We start from the raw sequence: 14,127 nt of genomic DNA, 5'->3' as shown, positions 1-14,127 counted from the left end.
GAATGATGTATTAAGACCGCGGATAGGAAGAGAGAGGAAGGCTGTTTTTGAGTTCGAGGCCGGTAATGTTGTGGGAAGCGACCTTCTTTTTTAGGTAGAAGGGATTCCACTGTGGTGTGTGATAGTGGTTGGTACTTAATTTGTGCCGAAGCGGATATTGGATGGAACAAAATGATAAATTTTTATAGAGGTGAACGAAATGAAAGTAGTAGTTGGATCGAAGAATAAAACGAAAGTTGGTGCTGTGGAGAAGGTTTGGAAAGATGTTATAATTACATCTCTTTCTGTTCCTTCGGGGGTAGCAAACCAGCCGTTTACAGATGAAGAGACGATGCAAGGAGCGGTTAATAGAGCGAAGCGAGCGCTACAAGAAGGAGAAGCTCAAATTGGTATTGGATTAGAAGGTGGCGTAATGAAAACGGAGCACGGTTTATTTATGTGTAACTGGGGCGCGCTAGCAACAAGTACCGGTAAAACATTCGTTGCAGGCGGTGCACGTATTAAGTTACCAGATGATTTTTTAGCACCTCTTGAAGATGGCAAGGAGTTAAGTGAAGTGATGGAAGAATTTGTACAGAGAAAAGATATTCGTAGTCACGAAGGTGCTATCGGTATTTTTACAGATGATTATGTCGACCGCACGGAATTATTTGTACACGTTGTTAAGTTACTTGTTGGGCAATATAAGTATGACGAAAAGCAAGCATAAACCTTGCACCATGCGCGATGTATGGTAGTATAAAAGAAAGATTATAACATGAAAAAATGCACTCGTTAGAGGAGGAAATATAGATGAAATCATTAGAAAGCATGGAGCAATTCCAACAATTGAAAAATGAAGAGAATATAGTCTTTATGTTCTCAGCAGAATGGTGCCCAGACTGCCGTTTTGTAGACCCGTTTATGCCAGAAGTAGAAGAGAAATATAGTGATTTCTCATTTTACTATGTAGATCGTGATGAGTTTATTGATCTATGCGTAAAATTAGACGTATTTGGCATTCCGAGCTTTGTAGCGTACAATAAGGGTGAAGAAACAGGTCGCTATGTAAACAAAGATCGTAAAACACAAGAACAAATCGAAGAGTTCATTGAAGGTTTAAAATAAGGCAATTTGCCAATTGAATTGTAAAACAACCTCTACCTTCGCGGGGGAGGTTATTTTTTTGGAAGGGAGGAAAAAGAGATGAAGATGACAAGTAAAAAGATGAAAGACGAGTTAATGAAGAAATTATCTCGCCCAGAATGGGACTTTCAGTATGATAGCGAGAAAGAAGTTCTACGTATAGAACAAAAAGACTCGAAAAAAGGTATTAACGTATCGCTTCCAGGAGTTGTGGCAAAATGGGAAGTGAACAAAGAAAAAGCAATTGAAGAGGTTGCTTATTACGTACAAGAAGCGTTAATTGCGATGCATAAAGAAGAAAATAGCGCAGCGAAAATTTTACCTGTTATTCGCTCTACTTCTTTCCCGAAACAAGCAGAAGAAGGAAATCCGTTTATTATGACGGATCATACGGCGGAAACACGTATTTACTACGCGTTAGATTCAAATAAAACGTATCGACTCATTGATGAGCGTCTATTACAAAAATTAGAACTTACAGAGCAACAAGTGCGTGAAATGGCATTATTCAACGCTCGCTCATTAGGTTATGAATTTAAACAAGAAATAGTAGCAGGGAATACATTCTACTTTTTAAACACAAATGATGGGTATGATGCGACGCGTATTTTAAACGAATCGTTACTACAATCGATGCGTGAAAAGATTTCTGGTGACATGGTTGTTGCTGTTCCTCACCAAGATGTATTAATTATTGCTGATATCGTCAACGAAATCGGTTATGATATTATTGCACAAATGACAATGAAATTTTTTGCCGAAGGGCATGTTCCGATTACATCACTTTCATTCGTATATGAAGATGGAGACTTTGAGCCAATCTTTATTTTAGCGAAGAATCGGAAGAAGACAGATGGAAAAGAGAAAGGATGAACGAAGTGAACGTTTTTTACAACCTTGAAGGAATTGGTGACACTCTAATTGTTGCCTTACAAGATATTACTTTAGAGAACCGTACTTTTGATCGCAAAGGAGATGTTGCACGCGTATACGATCGTGAAAGCAATGTAACAGCAGGGTTCAACATCTTTAATGCGTCTTCTTACTTAGAAGTAAAAGAAACAGGTAACTTAACATTAACGAAAGAATTTGTAGAAAAAATCAACGGAATTTTAGCGAAGAACGGCTTTGAAGAAACAGTAGAAGCAGATCTTTCTCCAAAATTTGTTGTAGGCTATGTAGCTGAAAAAGAGAAGCATCCAAATGCTGATAAGTTAAACATTTGTAAAGTAGAAATCGGTACAGAAACATTACAAATCGTATGTGGCGCACCGAACGTTGATGCAGGACAAAAAGTTGTCGTTGCAAAAATTGGCGCTGTAATGCCAAGCGGTATGCTAATTAAACCAGCTGAACTTCGCGGTGTTCCTTCTTCTGGAATGATTTGCTCGGCACGTGAATTAGAGCTTCCAGATGCTCCACAAGAAAAAGGTATTCTTGTATTAGAAGATAGCTTTGAAGTTGGACAAGAGTTCAAATTTTAATTGATGTAAGAAAAGAGAGGTTGTCCTTTTGGACAGCCTCTCTTTTTGTTTTATCATTTTTTGCTGGTAAGTCGATATTCTGTGTCAAATCGTTGATATATTGCGAGTTGTGATAGATATATTTGAAAAATCGTTGATATATCGCGAGTTGTGATAGATATATTTGAAAAATCGTTGATAATATAAGGATGTCACCTTTTTTCTCAAAAACTATATTGTATTTTATAAACAAACTAGTTAAAATTTAGAAAAATAGAAGGGGATAGACGTATGAAAAAACAACTAAAAATCGCAGAACTTCTGAAACGAATTGAAACTTCAAAACAGCAAGATATCGAACTAGGTTCCTATGAAATATATTTGTTTAGCGAAAATGAATTAGAAAAAGGACAAATCGGTTATCGATATGATAAACATAAAAATTCATTATTAAGTGAAGAAAGTGGAAAATGGAAAGAGGAATGGATTGTTATCGGATATGAAACAGATATGGGGGATCCTGTTTTCGTAAATGTAGTTGATGATGCTTATCTAGTCTATACCGCAGAGCGTGGTACAGAAAAGTGGCAACCCGTTCATATTGGAAATATGGATGAGATTATAAAACAATTATAAGAAAAACTTTGAGACCGGTGCAAAGTGATGGGAGAAAAGTATGAAGTATATAAAGATAATGAGTATGATTGCATTCATTGGAATATATATGGGAGGTTGTTCGCAAGAAGAGCCGAAAAAAGAAGTAACATCTTCTATGCAGGAAACAAACAAAGATAACAAGGAAGACGCACCGGTAGAAAAGCAGCAAGAAGAACAAGAAAAGAAAGAAGAACCGCAAGCAGTTCAAACGAATGAGCAAGTGGAGCAGAAGCAGGAGGAAGTGCTGGCTGAAGAAAAGAAAGAGGAAGCTACGCCAGTGCAGCCAGCTGAGCAACCGCTGCAAAATAATGAACAAAAAGTAGAGAGTAATGAAAAACAAGGAAAGTTTCTTGTTGTTATTGATCCGGGGCATCAACAAAAAGCAAATTTAAATTTAGAGCCGTTTGGGCCAGGAGCAACGACGCAAAAATATAAAGTGACAGATGGTACAACTGGTGTTGTGACGAAAAAAAGAGAGGCTGTTCTTGTATTAGAAATGGCTTCCGTATTAAAAGAAAAGTTAGAAGCAAAGGGAATACAAGTATTAATGACGAGAACGTCACAAGATGTGGATATAAGTAATAAAGAACGCGCGACATTTGCGAATGATCATAAGGCGGATTTGTTTTTACGTCTTCATGCAGATGGTTCTGAAAATCCGAATCAAAGTGGATTTGCTGTATTAACGCCGGCAGAAGGAAGTCCGTACACGAAAGAGATTTATGCTGAAAGTCTTCAAATCTCTCAAACGATTGTAAATAAAATGAGAGAGAATCATCAAGTGAAAGTAAATGGAATTAAATTCAGGGATGACCTTTCTGGATTTAATTGGGCAAAGGTTCCTGGCGTACTATTAGAACTTGGATTTATGTCAAATCCTGAAGAAGATAAAAAATTATCTGACCCACAGTATGTAAATTCTTTATTGCAAAGTGTAACGGATAGTGTAGAGGAATATCGGAAGAGCAAAGCTTAAACGCAGTCTTACATGTAAGGCTGCGTTTTTCCATATGAAAACACTCGTAAATTAGAATATTATGGATAAATATGACATGCTTAATTTTACCTGCACTTTTTGCGGAATGCTGATACAATAAAGGATGTTACTATTTAGTAGAAAGAGTGGTAAGCATGTTAGATTGGATGAAAAAGCTGTTTAACAAAGAGGAAGAACAAACAGCGATAAATAAAGAAGTACCAAAGCAAATCGAAAGTCAGTCGAAAATTCCTCGTGTAAACCACTATACTGAAGCAAGAGAAGCACAAATGGCAAGTAGGAATGCAGGTAAATGCCGTTTTCCATTAGTACCGGATAATGGGTTCGATGAAGAGGATGTTATAGCAACAGGGCATTTTGAAGAACAACCTGTTCAAGTTGTAACATATGAAAATCAGCCTACTCAAAGAGGAATCAAAGTGGAAAGAAGTAGACGACAGTATGTGGAACAGGTAGTTTCTACATATGAAGAGCCGGAAGTACAATATGAACCGGAGCGAGAGCCTGTCGTAAAAAAGGCATCTGCACCTTCGCAAGAAAGTAACCGTAGACCATTTCGTCCAACAGAAATGATTTCGCCAATTTACGGATATAATCGTCCTTCTGTAGAGAAAAAGGTAGAAAAGCAGGAGGAAGAAAAGGAAAGAGAAGACCTTGAAATATCTGTAGAGGGCAAATCAGTCGTTGATGCATGGCTAGAGAAAAAAGGATATACATTATCTGATTTCTCAGAAGGACAAGCAACGACTTCTTCCAGTCATGAAGGCGTTGATCAGCGAGATCAACAAAGTAAAGAGGAAGAAAAGTCAGTGGTCGATCAATGGCTAGAGAAAAACGGTTATGAAATTGAACGCCAAGAGCCTATAGTAGAAAAAGAAGTGGTTCAAGAAATTAGTGCACAGCAGGCAGTTCCAGCGGGTGAAGTACCTCATCAAACAATTGCTGAGCGTATGGAAGATGCTAAGCAAGAAAGTGATGTAGTGGCCAAAAACATTCTACAAACAGAATTAGTAGATTCTAAAGTAGAGCACGAGGATACAATATTATCAGAAGAAACTAAACGCAATACAGAAATAGAACAACCTACTATTGAAGTAGAAAAGCAAGCTCCAGAAGAATCAGTGATTGTCAAAGCAGAAGAAAAACTTGAAGAAACAATCGTCGTGGAAATACAAGAAGAAGTGGAAGTAATTGCGGAAACAGAAGCGCCAGAAGAAGTGGAAGTAATTGCGGAAGCAGAAGAAGTGGAAGTAATTGCGGAAACAGAAGAGTCAGAAGAAGTGGAAGTAATTGCGGAAACAGAAGAGTCAGAAGAAGTGGAAGTAATTGCGGAAGCAGAAGAGTTAGAAAAAGTGGAAGTAATTACGGAAACGGAAGCGCCAGAAGAAGCAGAACCTGTAGCACTTGAGGAAACACAGCAAGAAATGGTTTTAAATGAAGCAATTGAACAAACGAATGAATTCATACATGTTGCAGAGGCTGAAGAACAAGCGAAGAAAGATGTTCAAAGCTTTGCGGATGTTTTAATTGCAGAAGAACAACGAGTTGTAGAAGAAGCACCGATTGCGGAAGAGCAGCCAGTTGTAGAAGAAGCACCGATTGCGGAAGAGCAGCCAGTTGTAGAAGAAGCACCGATTGCGGAAGAGCAGTCAATTGTAGAAGAAGCACCGATTGCGGAAGAACAACCAATTGTACAAAAAGAAGAACCAAAACGTGAGAAAAAGCGCCATGTCCCATTTAATGTTGTTATGTTGAAACAAGACAGAACGCGATTAATGGAAAGACATGCGGCTAGAGTAAATGCAATGCAATCTTCTATGAGTGAACGAGTAGAGAATAAGCCTGTCCAACAAGTAGAAGAAAGACCATTGCCACAAGTGGAAGAAAAGCCAATGCAACAAGTGGTAGTAGAACCACAAGTGGAAGAAAAGCCAATGCAACAAGTGGTAGTAGAACCACAAGTGGAAGAGAAACCAATGCAGCAAGTAGTGGTAGAGCAAGTACAAAAGCCAAATTCAAGTACGGAAGTACAAGAGAAAGCATATGTTGTAAATCAAAGAGAGAACGATATGCGAAATGTATTGCAAACACCACCGACATATGCAATTCCGCCATTAACATTGTTGTCAATTCCGCAGCAGGCAGCGTTAGATAATACGGAATGGTTGGATGAACAGAAAGAATTATTAGATACAACATTTAATAATTTCCACGTTGGTGCACATGTTATTAACGTATCACAAGGTCCAGCGGTAACTCGTTTTGAAGTACAGCCAGACCCAGGTGTGAAAGTAAATAAAATTACAAACTTAAGTGATGATATTAAACTGAGTTTAGCAGCGAAAGATATTCGTATTGAAGCACCGATTCCAGGGAAGAGTGCGATTGGAATCGAAGTTCCAAATAAAGAAAGTAAGCCAGTATTTCTTCGTGAAATTTTAAGAAGTCCTGTGTTTACAAAGAGCGAATCACCGCTTACAGTTGCGCTAGGACTTGATATTTCAGGCGATCCAATTGTAACGGATATTCGAAAAATGCCACATGGACTTATTGCGGGTGCAACGGGTTCTGGTAAAAGTGTGTGCATTAACGCAATTTTAACGAGCATTTTATATAAAGCGAAACCGCATGAAGTGAAGTTAATGTTAATCGATCCGAAGATGGTTGAGCTTGCACCATACAATTCTGTTCCACATCTCGTAGCACCTGTTATTACGGATGTAAAAGCAGCGACAGCTGCATTAAAGTGGGCGGTTGAAGAAATGGAGCGTCGTTATGAATTGTTTGCGCACGCTGGTGCTCGTGATTTAACTCGTTATAATACGATTGTAAGTGGGCGAGAAATTCCAGGAGAGACATTACCTTATATCGTTATTGTCATTGACGAGTTAGCCGATTTAATGATGGTAGCACCTGGTGATGTTGAGGAAGCGATTTGTCGTATTGCGCAAAAAGCACGTGCTTGTGGTATTCATTTATTAGTAGCAACGCAGCGTCCGTCTGTAGATGTTATTACAGGTTTAATTAAGTCAAACATTCCAACGCGTATTGCGTTTACTGTATCATCTCAAGTTGATTCGCGTACGATTATTGATATTGGGGGCGCGGAGAAATTACTTGGCCGTGGTGATATGCTATTTTTAGGAAACGGTACGTCTAAACCAGTTCGTGTACAAGGTGTATATGTATCGGATGATGAGATTGAGAAAACAGTTGATCATGTGAGAAAGCAAATGAAGCCGAATTACTTATTTAAGCAAGAGGATTTATTAGCGAAAACAGAACAAGCTGAGTCGGAAGACGAATTGTTCTTTGATGCATGTCAATTTGTTGTAGAACAAGGGGGAGCGTCCACATCTTCTGTACAGCGAAAATTCCGCATCGGTTATAATCGCGCGGCACGTCTCATTGAAGAGATGGAATCGCAAGGGATTATTTCTGAAGGAAGAGGAACGAAACCGAGAGATGTCCTTATTTCTGAGGATGAATTCGCTGCTATGCAGGAAACAAATGTATAGTAAACGGTTTTGCTGTATACTAATAGAAAATGTTGGATAGTAAAGTAGGGAGTAAAGCGACATGAAAGAAATTGAATTAAAATTAAAAGGTGAAATAAATAGACTAACAAATAGAACATTTAAATTTGACGAACGTGTTGGAGAAGGTTGGTTCTCTGCCGTTTACTTTTTAAAGACTAGAGAAATCATTGAAGAATTTCGCCCGAAAAGTGTTGTGACGATGCAATTTTTCCAAAAGGAAAATGCAGTTCTTTGCGGAACAGATGAAGTGATTGCGTTGCTACAAACATTCGCCAAAAATCCTGAGGAACTTGAGATTAACTCTTTAAAAGATGGCGATAATATTAGTCCGTTTGAAACAGTGTTAACAATTCATGGTCCTTATGAAAATTTCGGATTTTTAGAAGGTGTCATTGATGGGATTTTAGCCCGTCGTACATCAGTTGCGACAAACGTATATAACGTTGTCCAAGCTGCGCGTAGCGTAGATAAAGAAAAACCAGTTATTTTCATGGGAGATCGTGACGATCATTATACGCAACAAGCTGGTGACGGTTATGCAGCATACATCGGAGGTATGAGCGCACAAGCGACGCATGCGATGAATGAATGGTGGGGCAGAAGTGGTATGGGGACAATGCCTCACGCATTAATTCAAATGTTTAATGGTGATGTTGTGGAAGCGGCAAAAGCATATCATAAGAAATTCCCAGAAGATGAATTAGTTGTATTAATTGATTACAACAATGATGTCATTACAGATGCACTTCGCGTAGCGCGTGAATTTGGATCAACATTAAAAGGTGTACGTGTAGATACGTCGCGCACGATGATTGATCAATACTTCATTCGCCACCCAGAAGTACTTGGAACATTCGATCCACGTGGTGTAAACCCATCGCTTGTATTCGCACTTCGTAAAGCACTTGATGAAGAAGGATTCCAGCATGTAGACATCGTTGTAACTGGTGGATTTGATGAGAAGCGTATTCGTGAATTTGAAGCTCAAAACGTACCTGTTGATATATACGGAGTAGGAAGTAGCTTATTAAAAATGAATATTGGCTTTACTGGTGATAACGTAGAATTAAATGGAAAACCAGAAGCGAAAGCTGGTCGTAAATATCGTCCAAACCCACGTTTAGAGAGTGTTCAATTAGAAAAAAGAGAAGATATGTAAAAGAGAGAAAAACTGATAGGTGATTGACCCTATCAGTTTTTCTGTTATCATAGTATAGCGGCTTCTTTTTTGCTATAATGGATTTGTTATGGACATAAAAAAGAAGTACGTACGAGTTTATCCTGATAAGTGAAGGGAAAGAATAACTTCACTACATCAAAAATGTATGATGATTACCAAAATAAGAAAAGATTCATATACTGTCTTATAGATAGGCCGTTGTATTAGTTCGAAATGTTGGAGGTTCTTTAAGATGACAGTTTACCATTTTGTAGGAATTAAAGGAACAGGAATGAGTTCATTAGCTCAAATTCTTCATGACATGAAGCATACTGTTCAAGGGTCTGATTATGAAAAGCGTTTCTTTACACAAACAGCGTTGGAAAAGCGTAATATCTCGATCCTTCCTTTTGATAAAAATAATGTAAAAGAAGGACAAGTGATTATTGCAGGAAATGCATTTCCTGATACGCATGAAGAAATCGTAGCAGCAAAAGAATTAAACATCCCAGTACATCGTTACCATCACTTCTTAGGTGATCTTATGAACCAATACACAAGTGTTGCTGTAACTGGTGCGCATGGAAAAACATCAACAACTGGTTTGTTAGCCCATGTAATGCAAGGTGCATACCCTACATCTTACCTCATTGGAGATGGAACAGGGCATGGGGTAGAAAATAGTAAGTATTTTGTATTTGAAGCTTGTGAGTATCGTCGTCATTTCTTGTCTTACAATCCAGACTATGCAATTATGACAAACATTGATTTTGATCATCCAGATTATTTCTCAGATATCAATGATGTATTCAATGCATTCCAAGAGATGGCATTGCAAGTGAAAAAAGGTATTATTGCATGTGGAGATGATGAAGAACTTCAAAAAATTCAAGCGAAAGTACCTGTTATTTTCTATGGATTTGGAGAAGATAATGATTTCCAAGCACGTAACATTCAAAAGAGAACAGATGGTACTATTTTCGATGTATTCGTTCGTAATACGTACTATGACACGTTCAAAATTACAGGATACGGCAACCATAGCGTATTAAATGCATTAGCAGTAATCGCGCTTTGCCATTATGAAAACGTTGATGTAGAAGCAGTTAAGCATCAGTTAACAACTTTTGAAGGCGTAAAACGTCGCTTTAATGAAAAGCCAATGGGAGAGCAAGTTATTATCGATGACTACGCACACCATCCGACAGAAATTAATGCAACGATTGAAGCAGCTCGTCAAAAACATCCAGAGCGTGAAGTTGTCGCTGTATTCCAGCCGCATACATTCTCACGTACAGAAAAGTTCTTAGATGAGTTTGCTGAAAGCTTAAGCAAAGCTGACCAAGTATACTTATGTGATATTTTCGGATCAGCGCGCGAAAACAAAGGTGAATTAACAATCGAAGATCTGCAAAAGCGTATTGACGGTGCAGAACTAATTACAGATACAACAACGGATGTATTAAAGAAACATAAAAACGGCGTTCTAATTTTCATGGGCGCAGGAGACATACAAAAATTCGAAGCAGCTTACGTAAAAGAAGTTCAAGTTGCAGAGAAGTAATAGAAAAGACGCATAGCTGTGGCTGTGCGTCTTTTTTTGTTGTGTTCGATATATTTTAAAAAGCGTTAATCTGTTGATATTGTTTATTCTTTTTGTATAGTTGTTTTAATAAAAAGATATATAGTGAACTAAAAAGTACATATCCGATTAAATAATAGAATGAAAACATATCGAATTGTTTTGTTATCATAATTCGAATCGCGAAGAATGCAAATGGAAGTGCAATTAAAACGCTAGTACTAAAGAAAATCATTGTTTTTAAAAATTTTAATTGCTTTGTATTCCAATGGTTTTCTCTACAGATGAACCAAATATTGCTTACGATAAAGGCTAATAAAAATGGTAAATTAGCTGAAATATTTATAAAGCCAAGTGCGATAGGTACTGATAAAGCAACGAGTGGAGCAACAGATAGCCCTGTAAAGTATTTAATAAATGTATTTGTAGATTGCTGTGTATTTTGAATAACGTCTGTATATTCTACTGTAATTTCCTGTGCTAATTCTTTTGGAGGAAGAAATTCTTCAATCACTTGTGAAGGGATGATTTCTAATGGTATCCCTTCACTTTCTTTACTTAATGCATTTTCGTATAAATCGGATTTGATTTCTAGCACATGTTGTTCTCTTGCTGATGTAGGTAAGTTCGTTAACCCTTTATGAAGATCGTGTAAGAAAGAAGCAATGAGTTCATTTGAAAAGAATTGTTCCTTGTTCATTTTTTATCCTCTCCTTTAGCTAGTAACATTAGAGCTTGATACACTGCATCATAATCATGTAAGCGACTATTTAAAATTTCTCTCCCTTCGTCTGTAATTCGATAGTATTTTCTTTTTGGCCCATCACCGGACTCTTCCCAATAGGAAACAGCCCAATTGTTTTTCGTGATTCGATTTAATATAGGGTAAATCGAACCGTTCGGGATATGAAACACAGGGATATCTTGTAAGGCACTTGTAATTTCGTATCCGTACATAGGTTGTTTACTTATTAAAGACAAAATAGCGAGATCAAAAACACCTTTACGTAATTGAATTATAAAATTATCATTTTTTTCCATACTTTAACTATATATGATTGATATCTAGATATCAATCATATATAGTTATTTTTTATTTGTGTATTGACCTAGAGCTAACTCTAGGTTGTAAGATGAAAATGTAAAAACAAGGGGGAGAGAACATGTATAAAATTGGTGAAGTAGCAGAGTTAACTGGGATGGGCATTCATACTTTGCGTTACTATGAGAAATTAGGATTATTACCACCACCAACGCGAAATAGCGGGATTCGCCAATATACAGAAGGTGATGTACGCCTATTAAAATTTTTATATTCTTTAAAACAAACTGGAATGTCATTAGAAGAGATGGCTGAGTTTGCAAGTGATGGATGTATTATAGAGGAAATTAGGCAGAGAAAAGAGGAAGTACCAGCGAAAGTAAAAAAGAGAATATCAATTTTAACAACTCACTTGGAGCGATTAAAAGAACAGCAGGAACAATTGCAAAAAGTTGTTCAGCTAACGGAGGAGAAGCTAGAAATTTATTACGGTTTTCTAGAAGGGGAAAATTCGGAGGCTGACAATGAAAAATAAAGTATACGCTCAGCTACTTGGATTTGCGATTTTCACTGGTGGGACATTTAATGCTTCGAAATATGCTGTGCAGTATTTCGAAGCAATTCATATAGCAGCATGGCGCTTTGGAATTGCTGCATTTGTGATGTTATGTTTGTTAAAAATACGAAAAGATTTTGAGGTAGAGGTATGGAGGGAGAATAAGGCTTATTACTTTTTGTTAGGTATTGTTGGTGTATTCGGTTTTAACTTCTTTTTCTTTTTAGGTATGAAACATACAGAAGCTATGAATGGTGCACTGATTATGGCGACGAATCCGCTCGTTACGACGCTGTTAGCAAGTTTTATTTTACGAGAAAAAATTATAAAACGCCAAGGTATTGGGATGTTACTTGCATTACTTGGTGTTGTTTTTGTACTGACCCAAGGTTCGTTTACGATACTGCAAACCTTATCATTTTCAAAAGGAGATTTTTATATTTTATTAGGGAATATTTGCTGGGCGTTATACGGTGTACTAGGCAGAAAGTTTATTAAAACTAGTAGCCCAATACAAACGACGTCATACACAATGACTATTGGTGCCATTGCCTTTATTATCATATCTTCCACTCAAAAAAATATAGTACCAGTTTTGGAAATTCCTTTGTTAGCTTGGGGAGCGATTCTTTTTATGGCAATTGGAATGAGCGTACTCGGTTACTTATGGTGGAATAATGGAATCGCTCAACTTGGAGCAGCCAGAACATCTTTATTTTTTAATTTAGTACCTGTTGTTACAATGATTATTTCTTTTATTGAAGGAGTAAATATAACACCGGCACAATTTCTAGGAATGATATTAGTTGTTACGGGAGTAGTGTATTCTTCAGGTTTTATACAAATAAAATCGAAAGAAAGTGTGAATATTTAACAATTTACATCTATAAGTGTTAGAATAATAAGAAAACTGAAAGGGAGCTAAAAAACATGTTCACACTTCGAGTAGACGATGAAATCGAATTACAGTTATTAGAGAAGCATCATAAAGAGGAACTATATCAATTAATAGACCAAAACCGTAATCATTTACGAAGATGGCTTCCTTGGGTAGATGGGATGAAATCAGCTGGTGCGTATGATGAGATTTGTCCGATGTGGTTAAAGAAGTTTGCAGAGGGAGACGGTTTTGAAAGTGGCATACGTTATAAAGGAAAGCTCGTTGGGATGGTAGGCATTCATCCGGTAAGTTGGGGGAAGAAAGCGGCCAGTCTCGGATATTACCTGGCAGAAGATGCTGGCGGGAAAGGTATTATGACGCGTAGCGTGAAAGCTGTACTTCACTATGCATTTGAAGATTTAAAATTAAATAAAGTGGAAATTCGGTGCGGTGTTGATAATGTGAAAAGCCGAGCTATTCCAGAGCGTTTAGGTTTTAAGTTAGATGGTATTTTAAGAGATGAAGAATGGTTATATGATCATTTTCATGATATCGCTGTATATAGTTTACTAGCTTCAGAGTGGAAGGAGATCCGATGAACGAGAAGATACGCATTATTCCGTATGAAAGTACGTTTCAAGATGAAGTAGTAGATCTTATCGTTCATATTCAGCAAAAAGAGTACAATGTTCCCATTACGAAAGAAGAGCAGCCAGACTTACTTGAAATAGAAACCTTCTATCAAAGGGATTATGGAAACTTTTGGGTAGCAATTTATGATGATAAAGTAGTTGGAACAGCAGCTTTATTAGATATTGAGAATCAGCAAGTAGCGCTAAGAAAAATGTTCGTAAAAAAAGAATTTCGTGGAAAAGGGTGGGGCGCGTCACATAAGTTGCTCCAAACAGCAATTTCGTGGGCTGAGAATAAAAAGCTGAAAGATATTTACTTAGGAACGACAGTGAAGTTTTTAGCAGCGCATCGCTTTTATGAAAAGAATAATTTCCAAAGTGTGAGTATAGACGAGTTGCCAAAAAGTTTTCCAGTGTTACAGGTAGATAAGAAATTCTATAGGTACATTGTTTGAAAAGGTCATTCAGAAATGGCCTTTTTTTATAACCAAAATG

The 14,127-nt window shown here is 37.3% G+C and carries 15 protein-coding genes; 13 read left to right on the top strand and 2 right to left on the bottom strand.

Annotation, left to right across the window (positions count from 1 at the left end; genetic code table 11):
- Positions 1 to 199 precede the first annotated feature (199 nt).
- From JDS82_RS08505 to murC, 9 genes are all read left to right on the top strand, one after another.
- Positions 200 to 709 carry a DUF84 family protein gene (locus tag JDS82_RS08505; RefSeq protein WP_199713069.1) on the top strand — a complete coding sequence of 170 codons (510 nt, stop codon included), beginning with the start codon at positions 200 to 202 and terminating at the stop codon, positions 707 to 709.
- Positions 710 to 792: 83 nt separating this feature from the next.
- The gene (locus JDS82_RS08500; protein WP_098057834.1) at positions 793 to 1,107 is read left to right on the top strand and encodes a thioredoxin family protein; all 315 of its coding nucleotides are present in this window, start codon (positions 793 to 795) and stop codon (positions 1,105 to 1,107) included.
- Between the two features lie 78 nt (positions 1,108 to 1,185).
- Positions 1,186 to 1,998 carry a DUF1444 domain-containing protein gene (locus JDS82_RS08495; RefSeq protein ID WP_000784601.1) on the top strand — a complete coding sequence of 271 codons (813 nt, stop codon included), beginning with the start codon at positions 1,186 to 1,188 and terminating at the stop codon, positions 1,996 to 1,998.
- Positions 1,995 to 2,609 (top strand): YtpR family tRNA-binding protein, encoded by a 615-nt coding sequence (ytpR, locus tag JDS82_RS08490; protein WP_001006767.1) that lies wholly within the window; start codon positions 1,995 to 1,997, stop codon positions 2,607 to 2,609. The genes JDS82_RS08495 and ytpR overlap by 4 nt, the downstream gene beginning before the upstream one ends.
- A gap of 270 nt (positions 2,610 to 2,879) precedes the next feature.
- Complete coding sequence (locus JDS82_RS08485; RefSeq protein WP_199713068.1) at positions 2,880 to 3,224, top strand: thiamine transporter; 345 nt, start codon at positions 2,880 to 2,882, stop codon at positions 3,222 to 3,224.
- Between the two features lie 40 nt (positions 3,225 to 3,264).
- Positions 3,265 to 4,221, top strand: a complete 957-nt coding sequence (locus tag JDS82_RS08480) for an N-acetylmuramoyl-L-alanine amidase (protein WP_061673044.1) — start codon at positions 3,265 to 3,267, stop codon at positions 4,219 to 4,221.
- Positions 4,222 to 4,376: 155 nt separating this feature from the next.
- Positions 4,377 to 7,760, top strand: coding sequence for a DNA translocase FtsK (locus JDS82_RS08475; protein ID WP_199713067.1), 3,384 nt, complete (start codon positions 4,377 to 4,379; stop codon positions 7,758 to 7,760).
- 61 nt (positions 7,761 to 7,821) lie between these two features.
- Positions 7,822 to 8,940 carry a nicotinate phosphoribosyltransferase gene (locus JDS82_RS08470; RefSeq protein ID WP_000658382.1) on the top strand — a complete coding sequence of 373 codons (1,119 nt, stop codon included), beginning with the start codon at positions 7,822 to 7,824 and terminating at the stop codon, positions 8,938 to 8,940.
- Between the two features lie 253 nt (positions 8,941 to 9,193).
- Positions 9,194 to 10,504, top strand: a complete 1,311-nt coding sequence (gene murC / locus JDS82_RS08465) for a UDP-N-acetylmuramate--L-alanine ligase (RefSeq protein WP_000219463.1) — start codon at positions 9,194 to 9,196, stop codon at positions 10,502 to 10,504.
- A 55-nt stretch (positions 10,505 to 10,559) separates the two neighbouring features.
- Here murC and JDS82_RS08460 read toward each other — a convergent pair whose 3' ends face one another.
- Both JDS82_RS08460 and JDS82_RS08455 read right to left on the bottom strand, forming a co-directional pair.
- The gene (locus tag JDS82_RS08460; RefSeq protein WP_199713066.1) at positions 10,560 to 11,222 is read right to left on the bottom strand and encodes an HAAS signaling domain-containing protein; all 663 of its coding nucleotides are present in this window, start codon (positions 11,220 to 11,222) and stop codon (positions 10,560 to 10,562) included.
- Positions 11,219 to 11,563: a PadR family transcriptional regulator gene (locus JDS82_RS08455; RefSeq protein ID WP_012261844.1), complete on the bottom strand. Its 345-nt coding sequence runs from the start codon at positions 11,561 to 11,563 to the stop codon at positions 11,219 to 11,221. The genes JDS82_RS08460 and JDS82_RS08455 overlap by 4 nt, the downstream gene beginning before the upstream one ends.
- Positions 11,564 to 11,685: 122 nt before the next feature.
- Between JDS82_RS08455 and JDS82_RS08450 the strand changes: the two genes are divergently transcribed.
- From JDS82_RS08450 to JDS82_RS08435, 4 genes are read left to right on the top strand one after another with little or no spacing between them, the layout of a single operon-like run.
- Positions 11,686 to 12,099 carry a MerR family transcriptional regulator gene (locus JDS82_RS08450; protein ID WP_097845553.1) on the top strand — a complete coding sequence of 138 codons (414 nt, stop codon included), beginning with the start codon at positions 11,686 to 11,688 and terminating at the stop codon, positions 12,097 to 12,099.
- Positions 12,089 to 12,994: a DMT family transporter gene (locus tag JDS82_RS08445; RefSeq protein WP_116363358.1), complete on the top strand. Its 906-nt coding sequence runs from the start codon at positions 12,089 to 12,091 to the stop codon at positions 12,992 to 12,994. The genes JDS82_RS08450 and JDS82_RS08445 overlap by 11 nt, the downstream gene beginning before the upstream one ends.
- A 56-nt stretch (positions 12,995 to 13,050) precedes the next feature.
- Positions 13,051 to 13,599, top strand: coding sequence for a GNAT family N-acetyltransferase (locus JDS82_RS08440; RefSeq protein ID WP_000494655.1), 549 nt, complete (start codon positions 13,051 to 13,053; stop codon positions 13,597 to 13,599).
- Entirely contained in the window at positions 13,596 to 14,087 is a 492-nt protein-coding gene (locus tag JDS82_RS08435; protein WP_199713065.1) for a GNAT family N-acetyltransferase, read from the top strand. Before JDS82_RS08440 ends, JDS82_RS08435 begins: the two co-directional genes overlap by 4 nt.
- Positions 14,088 to 14,127 lie beyond the last annotated feature (40 nt).

The organism is Bacillus cereus group sp. N14 (genome assembly GCF_016483555.1).
In the GTDB taxonomy this organism is placed as follows: Bacteria; Bacillota; Bacilli; order Bacillales; family Bacillaceae_G; genus Bacillus_A; species Bacillus_A wiedmannii.
The sequence above is the reverse complement of the archived record's forward strand: the minus strand, read 5'-3'. Positions and strand labels throughout refer to the sequence as shown.

What these genes read in the sequence shown, in the direction of transcription:
- JDS82_RS08505 (WP_199713069.1), top strand. Translation starts at nt 200, where the DNA reads ATGAAAGTAGTAGTTGGATCGAAGAATAAAACGAAAGTTGGTGCTGTG.
- JDS82_RS08500 (WP_098057834.1), top strand. Translation starts at nt 793, where the DNA reads ATGAAATCATTAGAAAGCATGGAGCAATTCCAACAATTGAAAAATGAA.
- JDS82_RS08495 (WP_000784601.1), top strand. Translation starts at nt 1,186, where the DNA reads ATGAAGATGACAAGTAAAAAGATGAAAGACGAGTTAATGAAGAAATTA.
- ytpR (WP_001006767.1), top strand. Translation starts at nt 1,995, where the DNA reads ATGAACGAAGTGAACGTTTTTTACAACCTTGAAGGAATTGGTGACACT.
- JDS82_RS08485 (WP_199713068.1), top strand. Translation starts at nt 2,880, where the DNA reads ATGAAAAAACAACTAAAAATCGCAGAACTTCTGAAACGAATTGAAACT.
- JDS82_RS08480 (WP_061673044.1), top strand. Translation starts at nt 3,265, where the DNA reads ATGAAGTATATAAAGATAATGAGTATGATTGCATTCATTGGAATATAT.
- JDS82_RS08475 (WP_199713067.1), top strand. Translation starts at nt 4,377, where the DNA reads ATGTTAGATTGGATGAAAAAGCTGTTTAACAAAGAGGAAGAACAAACA.
- JDS82_RS08470 (WP_000658382.1), top strand. Translation starts at nt 7,822, where the DNA reads ATGAAAGAAATTGAATTAAAATTAAAAGGTGAAATAAATAGACTAACA.
- murC (WP_000219463.1), top strand. Translation starts at nt 9,194, where the DNA reads ATGACAGTTTACCATTTTGTAGGAATTAAAGGAACAGGAATGAGTTCA.
- JDS82_RS08460 (WP_199713066.1), bottom strand. Translation starts at nt 11,222, where the DNA reads ATGAACAAGGAACAATTCTTTTCAAATGAACTCATTGCTTCTTTCTTA.
- JDS82_RS08455 (WP_012261844.1), bottom strand. Translation starts at nt 11,563, where the DNA reads ATGGAAAAAAATGATAATTTTATAATTCAATTACGTAAAGGTGTTTTT.
- JDS82_RS08450 (WP_097845553.1), top strand. Translation starts at nt 11,686, where the DNA reads ATGTATAAAATTGGTGAAGTAGCAGAGTTAACTGGGATGGGCATTCAT.
- JDS82_RS08445 (WP_116363358.1), top strand. Translation starts at nt 12,089, where the DNA reads ATGAAAAATAAAGTATACGCTCAGCTACTTGGATTTGCGATTTTCACT.
- JDS82_RS08440 (WP_000494655.1), top strand. Translation starts at nt 13,051, where the DNA reads ATGTTCACACTTCGAGTAGACGATGAAATCGAATTACAGTTATTAGAG.
- JDS82_RS08435 (WP_199713065.1), top strand. Translation starts at nt 13,596, where the DNA reads ATGAACGAGAAGATACGCATTATTCCGTATGAAAGTACGTTTCAAGAT.